Raw genomic sequence first — 15,168 nt, 5'->3', positions numbered from 1 at the left:
AGCCGAGTCGGCTGGTTACGCTGTGCGGACTTTCGGGTGGGGCGCAGCGGCGGGGGAGTCATGACGGGCATCGAGTACCACAGACCGGAACGGGACGCGCGTGACCGGGCCCGGGCCGGCGCGGTCGAGGCGCGGACGAACCGGAACGGCGCGGTCGAGGCGGGGGCGAACCGGACCGGCGCGGTCGAGGCGCGGGCGACGCGGCTCGACTGCCCGAGCTGTGGCCGCTCGGACGAGGTGCGGGCCGTCCCCGCCATCTGCGTGAGCGGCCACAGCAGGTACCGGGAGGAAGCCGGCGGCCACCGGGGCGTCAGCACCCTCGCGGTCGTCCCACGGCTGGCCGAGGCGCTGGCCGCCGTCCCGCCGCCGCCCGTGACCGCGGGGCGGACGGCGCTCGGCGTGGCGCTGGTCCTGGTGTCGATCGGTACGTTCATCGGCGGCGCGCTGGGCGGTCACTGGTTCGCCGACGCGCCCGCGGCCGAAGCGGACCACGGATCGACGACGCTGTGGGGCGGCGCCACCTGGGCCACCGCGCCCGAACCCGAGGCCGAACTCCTCTTCCTGGCCTGGATCTCGGCGTGCGCACTGCTCGGGGCGGCCCTGCTGATCGCCTCGGCCGTGCGGACCCGACGGGCGTTCCGGGCCCGGATCGAGGCCGGCCGGGACGCCGCCGAGGAGGTCTGGTCCCGCGGCTGGTGCTGCGCGCGGTGTGCGGTGGTCCGTCTCGGTACGGGTCCGGCGATGACCCTCCCGGAGTTCCGCACCGCCGTCTGGGGCGCGGGGGGCTACGGGGACCTGGCCGAAGTGCACCGCGCCGGCGCCGCCGTTGGCGGGCCCGGCGGCTACTGATCCGCCGCGCGCCGGGCGGTGAGCCGCGCGTCCAGCGTGCGGACCGCCGTGCGGAAGGAATGGCCCAGCCCCGGGCGGGCGGCGGTCAGGCCGAGACGGAACGGGCCCGAGCCGTCCGCGGCGAAGGTCCAGCGGACGTGCGTGCCCGAGCCGGCCGGTGTCAGCCGCCACTCCTCCACCAAGGCCTGGACCCCGGGGGCGTTGGTCGTGTCGACCCGGTACGCGTAGCGCTGCCCGGGATCCGCGGCCATGATCGTCTCCTGGAACCGCACCCCGCCCATCAGCCTGACCTCGCGGCCCGCGCCGCCGTGCGTGGGCCGGGCCAGCGTCACCGCCTTGAACCAGCCCGGCCAGCCCGCCACTTCCTCGGCGAGCGCCTCGTACACGGCCTCGGGCGGCGCCCCCGTCCCGGTGGCGAAGACCAGCCGGATCGGCGCGTCGTCGATGAAGTCCAGCCCCACCGGACGGAGTCGGCGAGCCATGGCGGTACCCCCTGGGACGAGGTTCGGGATCTGCGTGGGCGTCACCATAGCCGGGCGCCCCCGATATGTCCGCTGCGATCGCGCACGGATTCCCGGCCCGGTCCGCGGACCCGTTCCGGTCCCGGCGCGCGCACCCCGCGCGGGTGATTCCCCCGCGCGGGGCCTGGGCACGGGAGGCGGCCCGCGGGATGCTGGATCCGCGCCGATCCCGCCCCGCGAGCGGAGGCCTCCGTGCCCGACCGTCCCACCCCAGACCCTCCCCTCGCCCTCGAACTCCTCGTCCACGGAGTCGCCGGCGCCGCCCCCGGCGAGCTGCTCGGCGACCCGCGCACCGTCCGCGTGTCCGGCGACTCCACCGCCGCCGTCTTCCGCCGCACCGAGGACGCCGACGCCGAAGCGCACCCCGAGCGGTACGCCGGACGGCCGGTCCCCGAGGCCTACTGCTGGTCCCGGCTCACCTCCGGCAACGGCGCCCGCGCCCTGTGGCTGCTGCTCCTGCCGTTCATGGTGGCCAACCTCGCCCACTGGGCCCGGCCGGCCACGCCCGCCGCCGACCCCGCGCCGCGCGCCGTGCGCTTGTACGGGGTGCTCGTACGGATCCTCGCCCTCAGCCTGACCGTGCTGCTGATCGCGGCCGCCTGCGAGGTGGCGCTCGACCTCTTCGCCTGGCAGTGCGAGGGCACCGACACCTGCACCCGCTCCCGAACCCGGCTCGGCTTCCTCGCCCCTGGAGGCAGCTGGTGGGCGCAGCCGGGGCGCCGCCTCGCCCTGGGCGCACTGGCCCCCGCCGCGCTGACCGGGCTGCTGTGGTACTTGTCGAACCGCACCTGGAGCGCCTACGAGTCCCAGCCGCCGCCCGCCGGCTCCGCCGACCCGGACGCCGCCTCCGGGACGGCGCCCGCGCTGGGCCGCCCGGGATTCTGGTACGGCCGCCGGATCGTGGCCCGGCTGCGCGCCGCACACACCGCCGCCGGGCTGCTCACCGTGGCGGTGGCCGTCGCGGTCCCCACCGCCCGCTACGACAGAGGGGCGACCGCCCCCGTACTCGAAGCGTTCGGCCGGGTCATCCTGGCGCTGCTCGCCGCCGGCGTCGTGACCGTGGTCTGGGTCGTCTGCCGGCGCGGCCGCTCCGAGGCCCGTGCCGACCACCGGCTCGACCGGGCCGCCGTCACGCTGCTGCCCGGCGCGGCCCTCGCCCTGCTCGCCGCCGTCGTCCTCCACGCCTGCTGGTCGCGCCCCGGCTGGGTCTCCACCGGGCGGCTCCCCGGGGACCTCGCCTTCGGGGTGCTCATGCTGGGGCAGGGCTGCTGCGTGCTCGCCCTCGCCGCCGTCGCCCGGTCCCTGCACCGGCGGGCCCCCGATCCGGCGGCCGCCCTGCACGGCCTCGGCGGACCCGCCGTCGCCATGCTCGGCTGCGCGCTCGGCGGGGTGATGTCCGGCGGGGTCGCCCAGCGCGTCGCCGACTGGCTGGACGGCGGGGCCACCCCCGGGATGCGCGGCGCCCCGCTGCCCGGGCCGCCCGTGCTGCTGTCGTGGCAGGCCGCCGTGTTACCGCCGATGCTCCTCGTACTGGCCCTGCTCGGCGTCTGGTGGGCGGTGCGCGGAGCCCGTGCCCGGAACCGGCTCGCCGCGGCCGTGGCCGCCGAATATCCGGGGGAGGCGCCGGACGGGGCCCGCAGCCGCCGGATCGCCGGGGCACGGACCGCGGCCGCGCTCACCGACTCCGCGCCCTGGTTCGTCGCGGCCGTCTCGGGCATCACCCTGGTGCTCGGCGCGGGCGCCCTCGCCGGGGCATGGCTCACCGGACAGGTCCCGGGGGAGGCGGCCCGTGGCACCGGGCCGCTGTGGGAAGGCGCCGCACGCGTCGCCCAGGACTCCGGGTCCTGGCTCATCGGCCTCGGCATCGCCGTCTTCGTCACCTGGGGCCGCCGCGCCTACCGGGACCCCTCCGCCCGCCGGACCATCGGCACCCTGTGGGACGTCGGCACGTTCTGGCCGCGCGCCGCACACCCCTTCGCGCCGCCCTGCTACGCCGAGCGCGCCGTCCCCGACCTGACGTGGCGGATGGCCGGCTGGACCGGCCGCACCGGCGGCCGCCTGGTGATCTCCGGCCACTCCCAGGGCAGCGTCCTCGCCGCGGCGGCCGTCTGGCAACTCCCGCCGCCCGCCCGCCGCCGGGTCGCGCTGCTCACGTACGGCTCCCCGCTCGGCCGGCTCTACGGCCGCTGGTTCCCCGCCTACTTCGGCCCCGGCCCGCTCGCCGCCCTGCACGACGAGGTCGACTGCTGGCGCAACCTGTGGCGCGCCACCGACCCCATCGGCGGCCCGGCGCTCCCCGGCGCGGGGCAGGACGTGGACCGCGGCCCGCTCGCCGACCCGATCGCCTACGGACGCAGCGTCCGCCACCCGCTGCCCGCGCCGATCCTGGGCCACTCCGACTACCAGGCCGATCCGGCCTTCGCCGCTGAACGCGCGTCCCTGCTGGCCCGACTGGACGCCGGCGCGCGGGACCGGGGGTCCCGCCCGGCGGCAGCCGGGGGCGTACCCGCTCAGCAGGCCCCTGTCAGCAGGGAGCGGGCAGCGCCGGCAGGGGAGGGAGATCCGCCGGGTACAGCAGGGTGAGCTCGTCCGTACTGGGCTCGGACAGTTGGGCCACCCGGCCCGCGTGCCGCTCCACCATCGACTCGAAGGTCTGGCGCGCGGTGCGGCCGTTGCCGAAGGCCGGACCCTTCGGCAGCTCGGTGAAGTACGCCAGCAGGGCCTCGGAGGTGCCCTCACCGAGCCGGTACTCGTGCTCCTCCGCCTGCTGCTCGACGATCCGCAGCAGTTCCCCGGGCCCGTAGTCGCCGAAGGTGATGGTCCGGGAGAACCGCGAGGCCACACCGGGGTTGACGGTCAGGAAGCGGTCCATCTCCGCCGTGTACCCGGCGACGATCACCACCACCGCGTCCCGGTGGTCCTCCATCAGCTTCACCAGGGTGTCGATCGCCTCGCGCCCGAAGTCCCGGCCCGAGTCCTCCGGGGCCAGCGCGTAGGCCTCGTCGATGAACAGCACCCCGCCGCGGGCCCGCTCGAAGGCCTCCTGCGTGCGGATGGCCGTGGAGCCGATGTGCTCGCCGACCAGGTCCACGCGGGACACCTCGACCAGGTGACCGCGCTCCAGCACCCCCAGGGAGGCGAGGATCTCGCCGTACAGCCGGGCGACCGTGGTCTTTCCCGTACCGGGGGAGCCGGTGAAGACCAGGTGCCGGCGCACCGAGGCGGCCTTCAGGCCCGCCTGCTGCCGACGCCGGCCCACCTCGATCATGTCGGTGAGCGCGCGCACCTCGCGTTTGACGCTGTCCAGGCCCACCAGCGCGTCGAGCTGGCCCAGCACCTCGCCGGAACCCCGTGCGGCCGCCGCCGCGCCGTCCTCGGGCCGGTCCGCGGGCCGCGGTACGGGCGCGGACGCCTGGGCGGGCCGCGGTACGGAGCTCTGCGCCGCCGTGACCGTACGGATCCCCGCCTGCGCCCCCGCGAACCCGCCGCCCGAGGCCGACTGGGCCGCCAGGCGCGGGCCGGACTCGTCGCTCGTGCACTCCTCGGCGAGCGGCCCGTCCTCCGCGAACTCGTATCCCCCGCGGGCGCAGCGCTCGGTGTGGCAGCGGGTCAGCGTGGTGCGGCAGCCGTCGATGACGTGGAAGCCGAAGCCGGAACTGCCCGTCACCCGGCAGGCGGTGAAGGTGCCGCGGCCGCCCGCCGACACGTAGTACCCGGCCTCGGCCGGGGAGGTGACCGTGCACCGCTCCAGCGTCGGGTCGGCGCCCTTGGTGACGATCACACCGGTCTGCACGGCGTCGATGGTGCAGTTGGCGAGGGTGCCGCCGCTGCCGTGGTCGCGGAACCAGGCGCCGGTGGCCGCCTCGCGGATCCGGCAGTCGTCGAGCTGCGCGGTGGCGCCGTCGCTCACCGAGACGGCGGTGTTGCGGACCTGGGACAGGTCGCTGTCGACCACGTCGACGCGCGAGCCACGGTCCAGCACGAACAGCGCGTCGGGTACGTCGTGCACCCGGCAGGAATCGAGGGCGACGGTGGCGCCGTCGCTGATCCACACCGCCGGATAGTCGCCCGTGCTGTCGTGGATCTCGCAGGACTCGGCGTCCACCCGGGTGCCCGGGTCCCACACGGACAGACCGTTGCGGCCGAATCGGCGGACCGTGGTGCGGCTGAGGGTGAGCACCGAACGGGACCGCAGGTCGACGGCGTTCTCCGGAATGTCGTGGATGTCGCAGCCGGCCAGGGTGAGGACCGCGTCGGTGTCCAGGGTGACCCCGTCGGCCGAGGTGCGGTGCACCGCGCAGTCGGTGAGCCGGGCCGTGGCGCGCGCGGCGATCTGCACGCCCGCGCCCTTCACCTCGTACACCTCGCAGCCCAGCGCCTCCAGGCCCGAACCCTCGCCCGTGACCCCGATGCCGGCGCCCGTCGCGTGGTGGATGCGGCAGCGCTCCAGCCGGGGCCGGCCCCCGCCGCGCACCGAGACGCCGGTCTGCCCGGCGGCGACGACCTCGCACTCCTCGAACACCCCGCCGCCACCGTCCAGTACGGCGATCCCGACGCCGGCCGGGTTCTCCACCGTGCACCGCCGGACCAGGGGCCGGGCCCCTGCTCCGCGCACCTCGATGCCGGCCGCCGAGTGGGTGCTGACCCGCAGGTCGGTGAGCTCGGGGCAGCCGTCCTCCACCAGCAGCGCGGGCGCCGCCCGGTCCTGGCCCTCCAGGTACAGGTCCTGGACCACGGCCGAGGCGCGCACGGTCAGCGCGACCCCGTCGAGCGGGGCGATCCGCACCGACCCCAGCCCGCCCTCGGGCCCGCGCAGGGTGACGGCGTGGTGCAGCACCAGGTTCTCGCGGTAGGTGCCGGGGGCGACGGTCAGCACGTCCCCGTCGCCCGCGGCGGCGAGCGCGGCGGCCAGCGTCGGATACTCACCGGAGCGGCGCCGCCACCGCGAAGTCCCGCCGTGCGTCACCTGGACCGTGCCCTGAACCATGGTGCTGTCGTGCCCCCACCCTCGTACTCGCGCTGCCGATGCGACCGAAGCCACTGAAGTCTGAAGCCACCCGGAACCACTGGAGTCACCGGATCCGCCGCGGCCGTTCCGTGTGGTTCAGATCCGTCGAAACGGCCGGGGCCACCGAAACCGCCGGTGCGACCGATCCGGCGGCTCCACCGTAGCGCGCGCGGAGCCGAAGAGGTGCCAGGTCAACTGCCCGCGCCCGCTCGACCGAAGTCCGGTCCGGCGGCCGCCCAGGCCCGGTCCAGACGTATGTACCGCCGATGCACGAGCCGTCGTACGACCAGGCGGCGGACCGTCTCGCCCAGCGCGGCCACCCCGATCGCGGCGGCCAGGCCGACCGTCCCCGCGTGGAAGGCGGCCGTGGACGGGTCGAGCGGCCGCCCGACCAGCCGGCCGTGCGCATCGGTCCATATCCGGAACCGGTCGCCGGCACGCGGCGGTTCCTCCGCGGCCGGCACGGTCCCCTCGTGGCTGCTGCCGTCCGGCCCCGTCCACGAGGCCACGATCTGCGTACGCCGCGGGGCGGTCCGCTGCGCCGACGGGTCGGCGGACACCTGCGCCTGCGCCTCCGCCGCCGACACCGGCCCCGGCGCGGGCCGGACCACCACCGCCGGCACGAGATGCCGCTCCTGCCGCTGCTCCTGCGCGGCCTGCCGGAGGGTGCCGTCCACCCTCACGCCCGCGACGCATCCGATGGCCGGAGCCACCACCAGCACACACACCAGCGCGGCGAACGCCACCCACGCCTCGAAGAGATCGGTCGGCCGGCGCAGCGGATTGCGCCGCCAACGCCACACACCCATTGCTGTCCGCACGGTCCGGCTCCCCCAACTTGTGCCAGTCTCCCTCTGCCCATGTGTTCCCGACTGATCCAACGGCCTGGTCGTGCCTGTTGGTTCCAGCTCGGATACGGAGCCCCCCGAAGGTGTCATTCCGAGCCGGCTGGTCAGTGCCGGCGCGTCGTTCACCCTCTTCGCACCATGTGTCTCATTCCAGGACGCGGACCTCGTCGCCGACGCGCACCGTGCCCAGCCGCACCGGCACCAGGAGCCGCCCGAACGCCAACGACCGGCCGATCCGCCGGTGCTTCCCCAGGGTCTTCAGGGGTTCCTTGCCCCGCTGCGCCGTCTCCTGGTCGGTGGTGGTGACGACGCACCGGCCGCATTCCCGCGCGCCGCGGAAGACGGCGTCGCCGATCGCGATGCGCCGCCAGCCGTCCTCCGCCCACGCCTCGGTCCCCGATACCACCACATTGGGGCGGAAACGGTTCATCGGCAGGGGGCCCTCCTCGGGGTGGTCCCCCTGTGCGATCAGCGAGTTGAGCGCGTCCAGCGAGGCGAGGGTGGTGATCAGCAGCGGATAGCCGTCGGCGAGGCTCACCGTCTCGCCGGGCAGTGCGTAGTCCGGATCCACGGGACGGCGTAGGGCCGGGTCGTCCAGATGCACCAGACGCACCGGCTCTTCGAGGTACGCGCTGAACCAGTCGGCCGCGGCGCTCGCCGCGACCACGGTCTCGACCTTCTTCCCGAACAGGACGACCGGCTCCAGCGGGCCCGGCTCGGGCTCCTCCACGACCAGCTCCGTCATGCCCGGAGCGGTCACCGCGATCCGGCCGCCGGGCACCGGGCGGGCCGCCGCCAAGGCCAGCCGCGGATGTCGGCGTTGGGTGATGACGGTGCCCTCGGTGTCGACCAGCGCCCAGCGCCGGTCCCCGGACAGACCCCAGGGCTCCACGGCCACCTCGTCGGGAGCGATCCCCGCTACCGATTTGACGGGATGGATGTGGAGCGCCCGGACGTGCAAGTTCGACATGGGGGAATACTGCCAGCCCCCACCACTACCCGGCGCCTCCCGGTGGCCCGGTCAGTAACCACGCCCCTGGTACTGACGGCCGTACGGGTCCTCGTACGAGGCCGCCGGCACCGGCGCGGGCACCTGCATCGGCCGCGGCGCGGCCGGACGCATGGCCTCGTAGCCGGTGGCCATGGCGGCCGGGCGGGGCTGCTGCGGCTGGGGCTGCGGCACGTATCCGGTCCGCGCGGGAACCGGCTGCTGCTGAGGGATGTACGGGGCGGGCGCGTGCTGGAGCGGCATCGGCTGCGGAGCGGCCTGCTGCTGGTACGGGTACCCGTACCCGGGGGCGTTCTGTTGCTGGGGAGCCGGCGGCAGCGCGGGCAGCGCCGACGCCAGGGCCGGCAGGTACCCGCCGCTCGAATAGCCGGCACTGGGGGACTCGTAGGCAGCCGGAACGCGGATCGGGGCGATCTGCGGAGTGCCGCGTTCGGCGACGAGGGAGTCGTAGATGGGGGTGTCCGGGAAGGAGGGCGCGGAGTAGTAACCGCCGCCATAAGTGGAGCGGGGGGAGGTCATGGGACCTAAGTTAAGCCCACGACTTCACGGGGTCCATAGCGAGGTTCCGTCAACACCGCCCTGACCTGCATCTTCGCAGGTCAGGGCCTCACCTTTCACTTGACGTTCACGTGCACGATTCGCCACTTCCACCCCACCTTGTTCCTACTCGTACTCACCGGTTGGGTGTTGCACCGACTTCGTGCTGACGCAGCGTCACAACGCGGTGACCTCGTATGACGCTGTGTCGGGCAGCAGTTCGTCGTTTCACGCGTCGCTGGGACGGGCATAGGTACGGCCCTTCCAGGACGCCCCGCGGCCCCGGTAGTGCTGAACGGCCGAGTCGACGGTCATCAGGAGGTACAGCAGGGCCGTGAACGGAAGCAGCGGCGCGAGCGCGGCGGGCTGCCGGTAGTAGCGCAGCATCGGCAGGTACGTGCCCGCCATCAGGAGCCAGGCGAGGCCCCCGGCCCAGGCGGTCGCCGGCCGTCCGGCCGCGAGCCCCGTCAGGAGGGCCGCCGGGGGCACGAGGTAGACCAGCACCAGCCCGGCGACCGTCCCGGCCAGCAGGAGGGGCTGGTGGCGCAGTTGGGCGTAGGCGCTGCGCGAGACCATCCGCCACAGGTCGGCGAGCGCCGGGTACGGGCGCACGCTGTCCACCCGCTCCGCCAGTCCGAGCCAGATCCGGCCGCCGGAGCGCTGGACCGCGCGGGCGAGGGAGACGTCGTCGATGACGGCCTGGCGGATGCCGTCGGGAATCCCGGCGCGCACGGCCGTCCCGGTGCGCAGCAGGACGCAGCCGCCGGCGGCCGCCGCGGTCCGGGCGGAGGGCCGGTTGATCCGGCGGAAGGGGTAGAGCTGGGCGAAGAAGTACACGAACGCCGGGACGACGAGCCGTTCCCAGAGGCCGACGACGCGCAGGCGGGCCATCTGGGAGACGAGGTCGAGGTCGGCGGAGGTCGCGGCGGCGACGAGTTCGCGCAGGCTGTCCGGCTCGTGCGCGATGTCGGCGTCGGTGAGGAGCAGGAAGTCGGGCTCGGTGGGGTGCGCGGTGCGGGCGAGCGAGATGCCGTGGCGCAGCGCCCACAGCTTGCCGGTCCAGCCGGGGGCGGGGTCGCCGGGGGAGGAGACCGTGAGCGGCAGCCCGGGCTGCCCGGCGGCGAGCCGGAGCGCGAGGGCGCCGGTGCCGTCGGTACTGCCGTCGTCGACGAGGATGACCTCGGCCTCGCCGGGATAGTCCTGGGCGAGGAGCGAGGGCAGGCTGCGGGGCAGCACCTCGGCCTCGTCCCGGGCGGGGACGACGATCGCGACGGACGGCCAGTGGGTGGGGGCGGTGCGCGGGGGGAGGCGGACGTCGGTCCGCCAGAACATGCCCTGGGCGAGGGTGAGCCAGAGCCAGGCGGCGAGGGAGGCGTAGGCCGCGCAGGCGGCGGTGAAGAGGCCCATGTCGGCAGTGTGCCGGGCCCGGGCGGACGTGTCGCGCATCGGCGGCACCGGGAGCGGCGGCCCTGACCGTCTCGGACGGATCCGGCTCCCTGGGCCGCCGCCGGGAGGTGCGCCGGGCGCCGTGCGGTGCCGTGCGGTGCCGGGCGGGGCGGGTCTGCGGGTGCCTCCCGGCGGTGGCCGGCGGAACGATGCGGGCTGCCGCCGGCGAGATCCGAAAAAAGGAACGACCTCGCCGGGCGGGCGAACGGGGTGCGCCTGCGGCCGGGCCGCCGGTCCCCAGCGGGGCGCGCGCGGCGGCCGACGGTCCCGGGCCGGGGGTGGGTGATCGGCGTGGTCGCCCCGGCCGGTCCCTGGAGTCGCACGCCCCGGCCGCTGGCCTGATCGCCGAGCCCGGAGGGGCGGTGCAGGCAGCCGCGCTGCTTGCGGCCCGCGGCTGGCGACGCTGGCCGTCCCGGGGGTGGTTCGGCTGCCCACTCGGGTGGGTCCCGGGGCCGAAAGTCCGGGCCCGTTCTGATTTTCGAGGCCGGAGCGGCCGGGCTGCTTGGGGCGGCCCTGGCTGGCGACGCTGGCCGTCCCCGGGGGTGGTTCGGCTGCCCACTCGGGTAGGTCCCGGGGCGAATGTCCGGGTCCGCTGTGGTTGTCGAGGCCGGAGCCGCTGGGTGGCTTGGGGCGGCCTTGGCTGGCGACCCTGGTCGGCTGGGTCCCGGGGGGCGAATGTCCGGGTCCGCTGTGGTTGTCGAGGCCGGAGCCGCTGAGTTGCTTGGGGCGGCCTTGGCTGGCGACCCTGGTCGGCTGGGTCCCGGGGGGCGAATGTCCGGGTCGGCTATGGTTTTCGAGGCCGGAGCGGCCGGGTTGCTCGGGGCAGCCGCGGCCGGCGGCCTGGCCATCCCGGGGGTGGTTCGGCTGTCGTCCCGGGTGGGTCCCGGGAGCTCATGGCCGAGTCCGCTGTGGTTTCGAGGACGGAACGGCCGGGTTGCTTGGGCAGCCCCGGCCGCTGGACTGCCGTCCCCGGTGGGTCCCGGGGGCGAATGTTCGGGTCCGTTCGGGTTTTCGAGGGCGGAGCGGTCGGCGGCTTCGGCCCTTCGCAGGGGTGGCTGGGGCGCCGTCCCGGTGGTTCCCGGAGTCGCGTGGTTGGCGATGGAGGGCTCGGGTGGAGTGGGGGTCGACTAAGGTGGCCCGGTGAAGATCGCGCTCATGGACTCCGGAATCGGCCTCCTTGCGGCGGCCGCGGCGGTGCGCCGGCTGCGGCCGGACGCGGACCTGGTCCTGTCCTCGGACCCCGACGGGATGCCCTGGGGGCCGCGGACCCCCGCCGGCATCACCGAGCGGGCGCTCGCGGTCGCGCGGGCCGCCGCCGAGCGGCGCCCGGACGCGCTGATCGTGGCCTGCAACACCGCCACCGTGCACGCCCTGGACGCCCTGCGAGCCGCGCTGGAGCCCGCCATCCCGGTCATCGGGACGGTACCGGCGATCAAGCCGGCCGCAGCCGCCGGCGGACGTGTCGCCATCTGGGCCACCCCCGCCACCACGGGCAGCGCCTACCAGCGCGGGCTGATCCGCGACTTCACCGACGGGGCCCGCGTCACCGAGGTGCCCTGCCCCGGGCTGGCCGACGCCGTGGAGGCCGCCGACGACGCCGCCGTGGCGGCCAGCGTGGCCGCGGCCGCCGCACTGACCCCGGCCGACGTGACCGACGTGGTGCTCGGCTGTACGCACTACGAGCTGGTCGAGACCGTCATCCGGGCCGCCCTCGCCGCGCGGACGGGGGGAGCCGAGCTCGTCTTCCACGGGTCCGCCGAGCCTGTCGCAGTCCAGGCGCTGCGCCGCGTCGGCGCCCGGCCGGAGCCCGCCCTGCCCCGCACGGGCGGACTGACCGTGCTGCGCAGCGGGCGCGAGGGTTCGCTGCCCGCCGCCGCGCTCACCTACGCCGAGGGCCGACTGCTCGCGGGTCAGGGCGCGCCCGTCGGCTGACCGGCGCCGACTGATCAGAAGAAACGAGACGGACCGTCTTGCTCATCGCTCGAACGGCGTTCAGGGTTGTGCCTGCAAGGAGACGAAACGACTCGTCTCATGTAGAAGGGATCGCCCTTGCGTGCTCCGCTCGCCTCCACCCAGATCGTCCTGTCCGAGGTCACCAAGAGCTACGACACCCGTGTCGTCCTGGACCGCGTGAGCTGTACGGTCCGGCCCGGCGAGCGGGTCGGCGTCGTCGGCGACAACGGCTCCGGCAAGTCCACCCTGCTCCGGCTCCTCGCGGGGCGCGAGCGCCCCGACCACGGCGAGGTCACCGTCACCGCCCCCGGCGGCGTCGGGCACCTCGCGCAGACCCTGGACCTCCCGCCGACCGCCCGCGTCGGCGACGCGGTCGACCTCGCCCTCGCCGACCTGCGCGCTCTCGAACGCCGGATCCGCGCCGCCGAATCCCGGCTGCACCGGGCCGGTCCCGAGGAGCTGACCGCGTACGGGGACCTCCTCACCGCCTACGAGGCCCGCGGCGGCCGCGATGCCGAACGCCGCGTCGCGACCACCCTGCGCCACCTCGGCGAACGCCGCGCGCTCGACCCGGACCGGCGGCTCGCCACCCTCTCCGGCGGCCGGCGCTCCCGGCTCGCGCTCGCGGCGACCCTCGCCGCCGAGCCGGAGCTGCTCCTGCTCGACGAGCCGACCAACGACCTCGACGACGAGGCGGTCGGCTGGCTGGAGGAGCGCCTGCGCGCCCACCGGGGAACCGTCGTCGCCGTCACCCACGACCGGCTCTTCCTCGACCGCGTCACGACCGCCGTCCTGGAAGTGGACGGGGGTCACCGGACGGTCCGCCGCTACGGCAACGGCTACGCCGGGTTCCTGACCGCCCGCGCCGCCGAACGGGCCCGCCGGGAAAGGGAGTACGAGGAGTGGCGCGAGCAGGTGCGCAGTGCCGAGCGGCTGGCCGACACCAACATCGGACGGTTCGCCGCCATCCCGCGCAAGCTGCCCCGCGGGTTCAGCGGAGCCGGCGCCTTCCGGGCCCGCTCCCGGACGCACGGCGCCGCCGCCCGGATCCGTACGGCCCGCGAACGGCTGCACCGGCTGACCGAGAACCCCGTTCCGCCGCCCCCGCGGCCGCTCGTCTTCACCGGCCGCTTCACCGAAGGCGCCGCAGGCGTGGTGGAGTTGACCGGGGCGGCCGTGCCGGGACGGCTCGAACCCCTCTCCCTCACGCTCGCGCCGGGGGAGCGGCTCCTCGTGACCGGACCCAACGGCACGGGAAAGTCGACCCTGTTGCACCTGCTGGCCGGTGAACTGGAGCCCGTACGCGGCCTCGTACGGACACTCCCACGCGCGGGGCTGCTCCGGCAGGACGACCGGTGGGCCCGTGAACCCCGTTCGGCCGTGGAGATGTTCGGCGAGGAATGCGCCGAGCAGACGGCCCGGCACGGTCTGCTCGCCCCGGACGACCTCGTCCGGCCGGTACGCACCCTCTCGGCCGGTCAGCGCCGCAAGCTGGAGCTGGCCCGGCTGGTGGCCCGCCCGCTCGACCTGCTGCTCCTCGACGAGCCGACGAACCACCTGGCCCCGGCCGTGGTGGAGGAACTGGAGGCGGCCCTGGCCCACTTCGGCGGCACCCTGGTCCTGGTCACGCACGACAGGCGGCTGCGCGCGGCCTTCCGCGGCCGCCGCCTGGAGCTTCAGCGGGACCCGGCGGCCGCCATCCGGCCGGCCGCCGCGAGCCGCTGAGCCGGCGCCCGCAGGTCGTCCGCCGCCAGGACCCGCTCCCCGAACCCGGGCAGCGGCACGTGGAGCACGGCCGTCCAGGACTCCGGCACCGCCCCCTCGCCGTACCGGGCCCCGGCCAGGGCGCCCGTCACGGCGGCCACCGTGTCGGTGTCCCCGCCGAGGTCCACGGCGGCCCGTACGGCGTCCGCGAACCCCGCCGCCCGGGTGTTGACCTGGAAGTGCAGGGCCGCCGCGAGGACCCACGGCTCGCCGTTCGTCAGCACGTCCTCGGTCTGGAGGCCGATGTCCTTGGGCTGCCCCGCCGCCCACCGTCGGAACCGGGCGAAGATGTCCGGGAGTTCGAGGCCACCCCGCTCCAGCAGCGACTCGCCGACCAGCACGGCCATCTGCGTGTCGTCGGTCGCCTCGCCCGGATCCCAACCGCCGCCCCCGCGCATCTCCTCGCCGCGCGCGGTCAGTTGTCCGGCCGGGCCGAACTCGTACGGCGCGCCGAGCGCGTCGCCCGCCGCCGAGCCCAGGACGGCGCCCACGGCACGGTCGAGGCGGGTGGTCACGGAGTCTCCTCGGGGCAGACAGAGGCGAGCAGGGCGCGGGCGAAGCGGTCGAGGTCGTCCAGGCCGGCCGCCGTCAGGGTGGCGGGGGCGCCGGACAGCAGGTGGGGGACGGCGCCGTGCAACGCGAGGGTGAGGGCGCGGGCCCGCTCCGGCCCGGCCGGCAGCCCGGCGGCGTGCAGCAGCTGCTCGTGCGCGGCGAAGTCCCCCGCGGCGATCGGATCCAACAGCGCGGCCAGCCACGGCCGCCGCGTCCCCTCGGTCAGGAGCTCCAGGTACGCGAGGACGCGCGGCCGGCCGGGCCCGGCGACGTCCCGCAGCAGCCCGGCCAGCAGTGCCGCGAGCTGCCGCGCGTCGGCGGGCCCCGGCCCCGCACCGACCAGGGACGCGGGCACTGCCCGGTACTGCTCGACGCAGCGCTCGGCGACGGCCCGCAGCAGGGCGTCCCGGGTCGGGAAGTAGTTCTTGGCCGTGCCCGTGGGCACGTCGGCGGCCGCGTCGACGGCCCGGTGCGTCAGCCCGCGCCCGCCCGCCTCCGCCAGTACGGCGATGGCCGCGTCCCGCAGCCGGTCCCTCCGGTCCTGATTCACCTTGCCAGCCTAGCTACACGCGGTACCACAGATGTAGTACTACGGGTGTGGTAGTCGGCGCGCGGGCCGCGGGCGCGGGCGAATCCGGCGCCCCGACGGCAGCCCGCTCGAACGGATCGAACGCAAGGCGG

General features: G+C 75.7%; 12 protein-coding genes. 4 read left to right on the top strand and 8 right to left on the bottom strand.

The window, feature by feature from the left end; all coding sequences use genetic code 11:
• The first annotated feature begins 60 nt into the window (after positions 1-60).
• The gene (locus tag ACFYP3_RS06770; RefSeq protein ID WP_388827855.1) at positions 61-849 is read left to right on the top strand and encodes a hypothetical protein; all 789 of its coding nucleotides are present in this window, start codon (positions 61-63) and stop codon (positions 847-849) included.
• Here ACFYP3_RS06770 and ACFYP3_RS06765 read toward each other — a convergent pair.
• On the bottom strand, positions 843-1,331 hold the full coding sequence (locus ACFYP3_RS06765) for an SRPBCC family protein (protein WP_388827852.1): 489 nt from the start codon (positions 1,329-1,331) through the stop codon (positions 843-845). The two genes, ACFYP3_RS06770 and ACFYP3_RS06765, sit on opposite strands and share 7 nt — an antisense overlap.
• Positions 1,332-1,562: 231 nt before the next feature.
• On the opposite strand from ACFYP3_RS06765, the gene ACFYP3_RS06760 reads away from it, so the two are divergent.
• On the top strand, positions 1,563-3,953 hold the full coding sequence (locus ACFYP3_RS06760; protein ID WP_388827849.1) for a hypothetical protein: 2,391 nt from the start codon (positions 1,563-1,565) through the stop codon (positions 3,951-3,953).
• On the opposite strand, the gene ACFYP3_RS06755 is transcribed toward ACFYP3_RS06760, so the two are convergent.
• The 5 genes from ACFYP3_RS06755 to ACFYP3_RS06735 all read right to left on the bottom strand — a co-directional run bounded on the left by ACFYP3_RS06755 (position 3,895) and on the right by ACFYP3_RS06735 (position 10,179).
• Positions 3,895-6,357, bottom strand: coding sequence for a right-handed parallel beta-helix repeat-containing protein (locus ACFYP3_RS06755; RefSeq protein WP_388827846.1), 2,463 nt, complete (start codon positions 6,355-6,357; stop codon positions 3,895-3,897). The two genes, ACFYP3_RS06760 and ACFYP3_RS06755, sit on opposite strands and share 59 nt — an antisense overlap.
• 212 nt (positions 6,358-6,569) lie before the next feature.
• On the bottom strand, positions 6,570-7,199 hold the full coding sequence (locus ACFYP3_RS06750; RefSeq protein WP_388827844.1) for a hypothetical protein: 630 nt from the start codon (positions 7,197-7,199) through the stop codon (positions 6,570-6,572).
• A gap of 172 nt (positions 7,200-7,371) precedes the next feature.
• Positions 7,372-8,196 carry an MOSC domain-containing protein gene (locus ACFYP3_RS06745; protein WP_388827841.1) on the bottom strand — a complete coding sequence of 275 codons (825 nt, stop codon included), beginning with the start codon at positions 8,194-8,196 and terminating at the stop codon, positions 7,372-7,374.
• A gap of 51 nt (positions 8,197-8,247) precedes the next feature.
• Positions 8,248-8,754 carry a DUF6643 family protein gene (locus ACFYP3_RS06740; protein ID WP_388827838.1) on the bottom strand — a complete coding sequence of 169 codons (507 nt, stop codon included), beginning with the start codon at positions 8,752-8,754 and terminating at the stop codon, positions 8,248-8,250.
• A gap of 246 nt (positions 8,755-9,000) precedes the next feature.
• On the bottom strand, positions 9,001-10,179 hold the full coding sequence (locus ACFYP3_RS06735; protein WP_388828348.1) for a glycosyltransferase: 1,179 nt from the start codon (positions 10,177-10,179) through the stop codon (positions 9,001-9,003).
• A gap of 1,179 nt (positions 10,180-11,358) precedes the next feature.
• Between ACFYP3_RS06735 and ACFYP3_RS06730 the strand changes: the two genes are divergently transcribed.
• Together ACFYP3_RS06730 and ACFYP3_RS06725 are read left to right on the top strand one after the other, a co-directional pair.
• The gene (locus ACFYP3_RS06730; RefSeq protein ID WP_365473486.1) at positions 11,359-12,150 is read left to right on the top strand and encodes an aspartate/glutamate racemase family protein; all 792 of its coding nucleotides are present in this window, start codon (positions 11,359-11,361) and stop codon (positions 12,148-12,150) included.
• A 117-nt stretch (positions 12,151-12,267) separates the two neighbouring features.
• Positions 12,268-13,896: an ATP-binding cassette domain-containing protein gene (locus ACFYP3_RS06725; protein ID WP_388827835.1), complete on the top strand. Its 1,629-nt coding sequence runs from the start codon at positions 12,268-12,270 to the stop codon at positions 13,894-13,896.
• On the opposite strand, the gene ACFYP3_RS06720 is transcribed toward ACFYP3_RS06725, so the two are convergent.
• Together ACFYP3_RS06720 and ACFYP3_RS06715 are read right to left on the bottom strand one after the other, a co-directional pair.
• Entirely contained in the window at positions 13,848-14,450 is a 603-nt protein-coding gene (locus tag ACFYP3_RS06720; RefSeq protein ID WP_388827832.1) for an ADP-ribosylglycohydrolase family protein, read from the bottom strand. The two genes, ACFYP3_RS06725 and ACFYP3_RS06720, sit on opposite strands and share 49 nt — an antisense overlap.
• Positions 14,447-15,037, bottom strand: coding sequence for a TetR/AcrR family transcriptional regulator (locus ACFYP3_RS06715; protein ID WP_388827829.1), 591 nt, complete (start codon positions 15,035-15,037; stop codon positions 14,447-14,449). Before ACFYP3_RS06715 ends, ACFYP3_RS06720 begins: the two co-directional genes overlap by 4 nt.
• Positions 15,038-15,168: the final 131 nt, after the last annotated feature.

The sequence above is a fragment of the Streptomyces sp. NPDC005533 genome, from assembly GCF_042871845.1.
Lineage (GTDB): Bacteria > Actinomycetota > Actinomycetes > Streptomycetales > Streptomycetaceae > Streptomyces.
The sequence above is the reverse complement of the archived record's forward strand: the minus strand, read 5'-3'. Positions and strand labels throughout refer to the sequence as shown.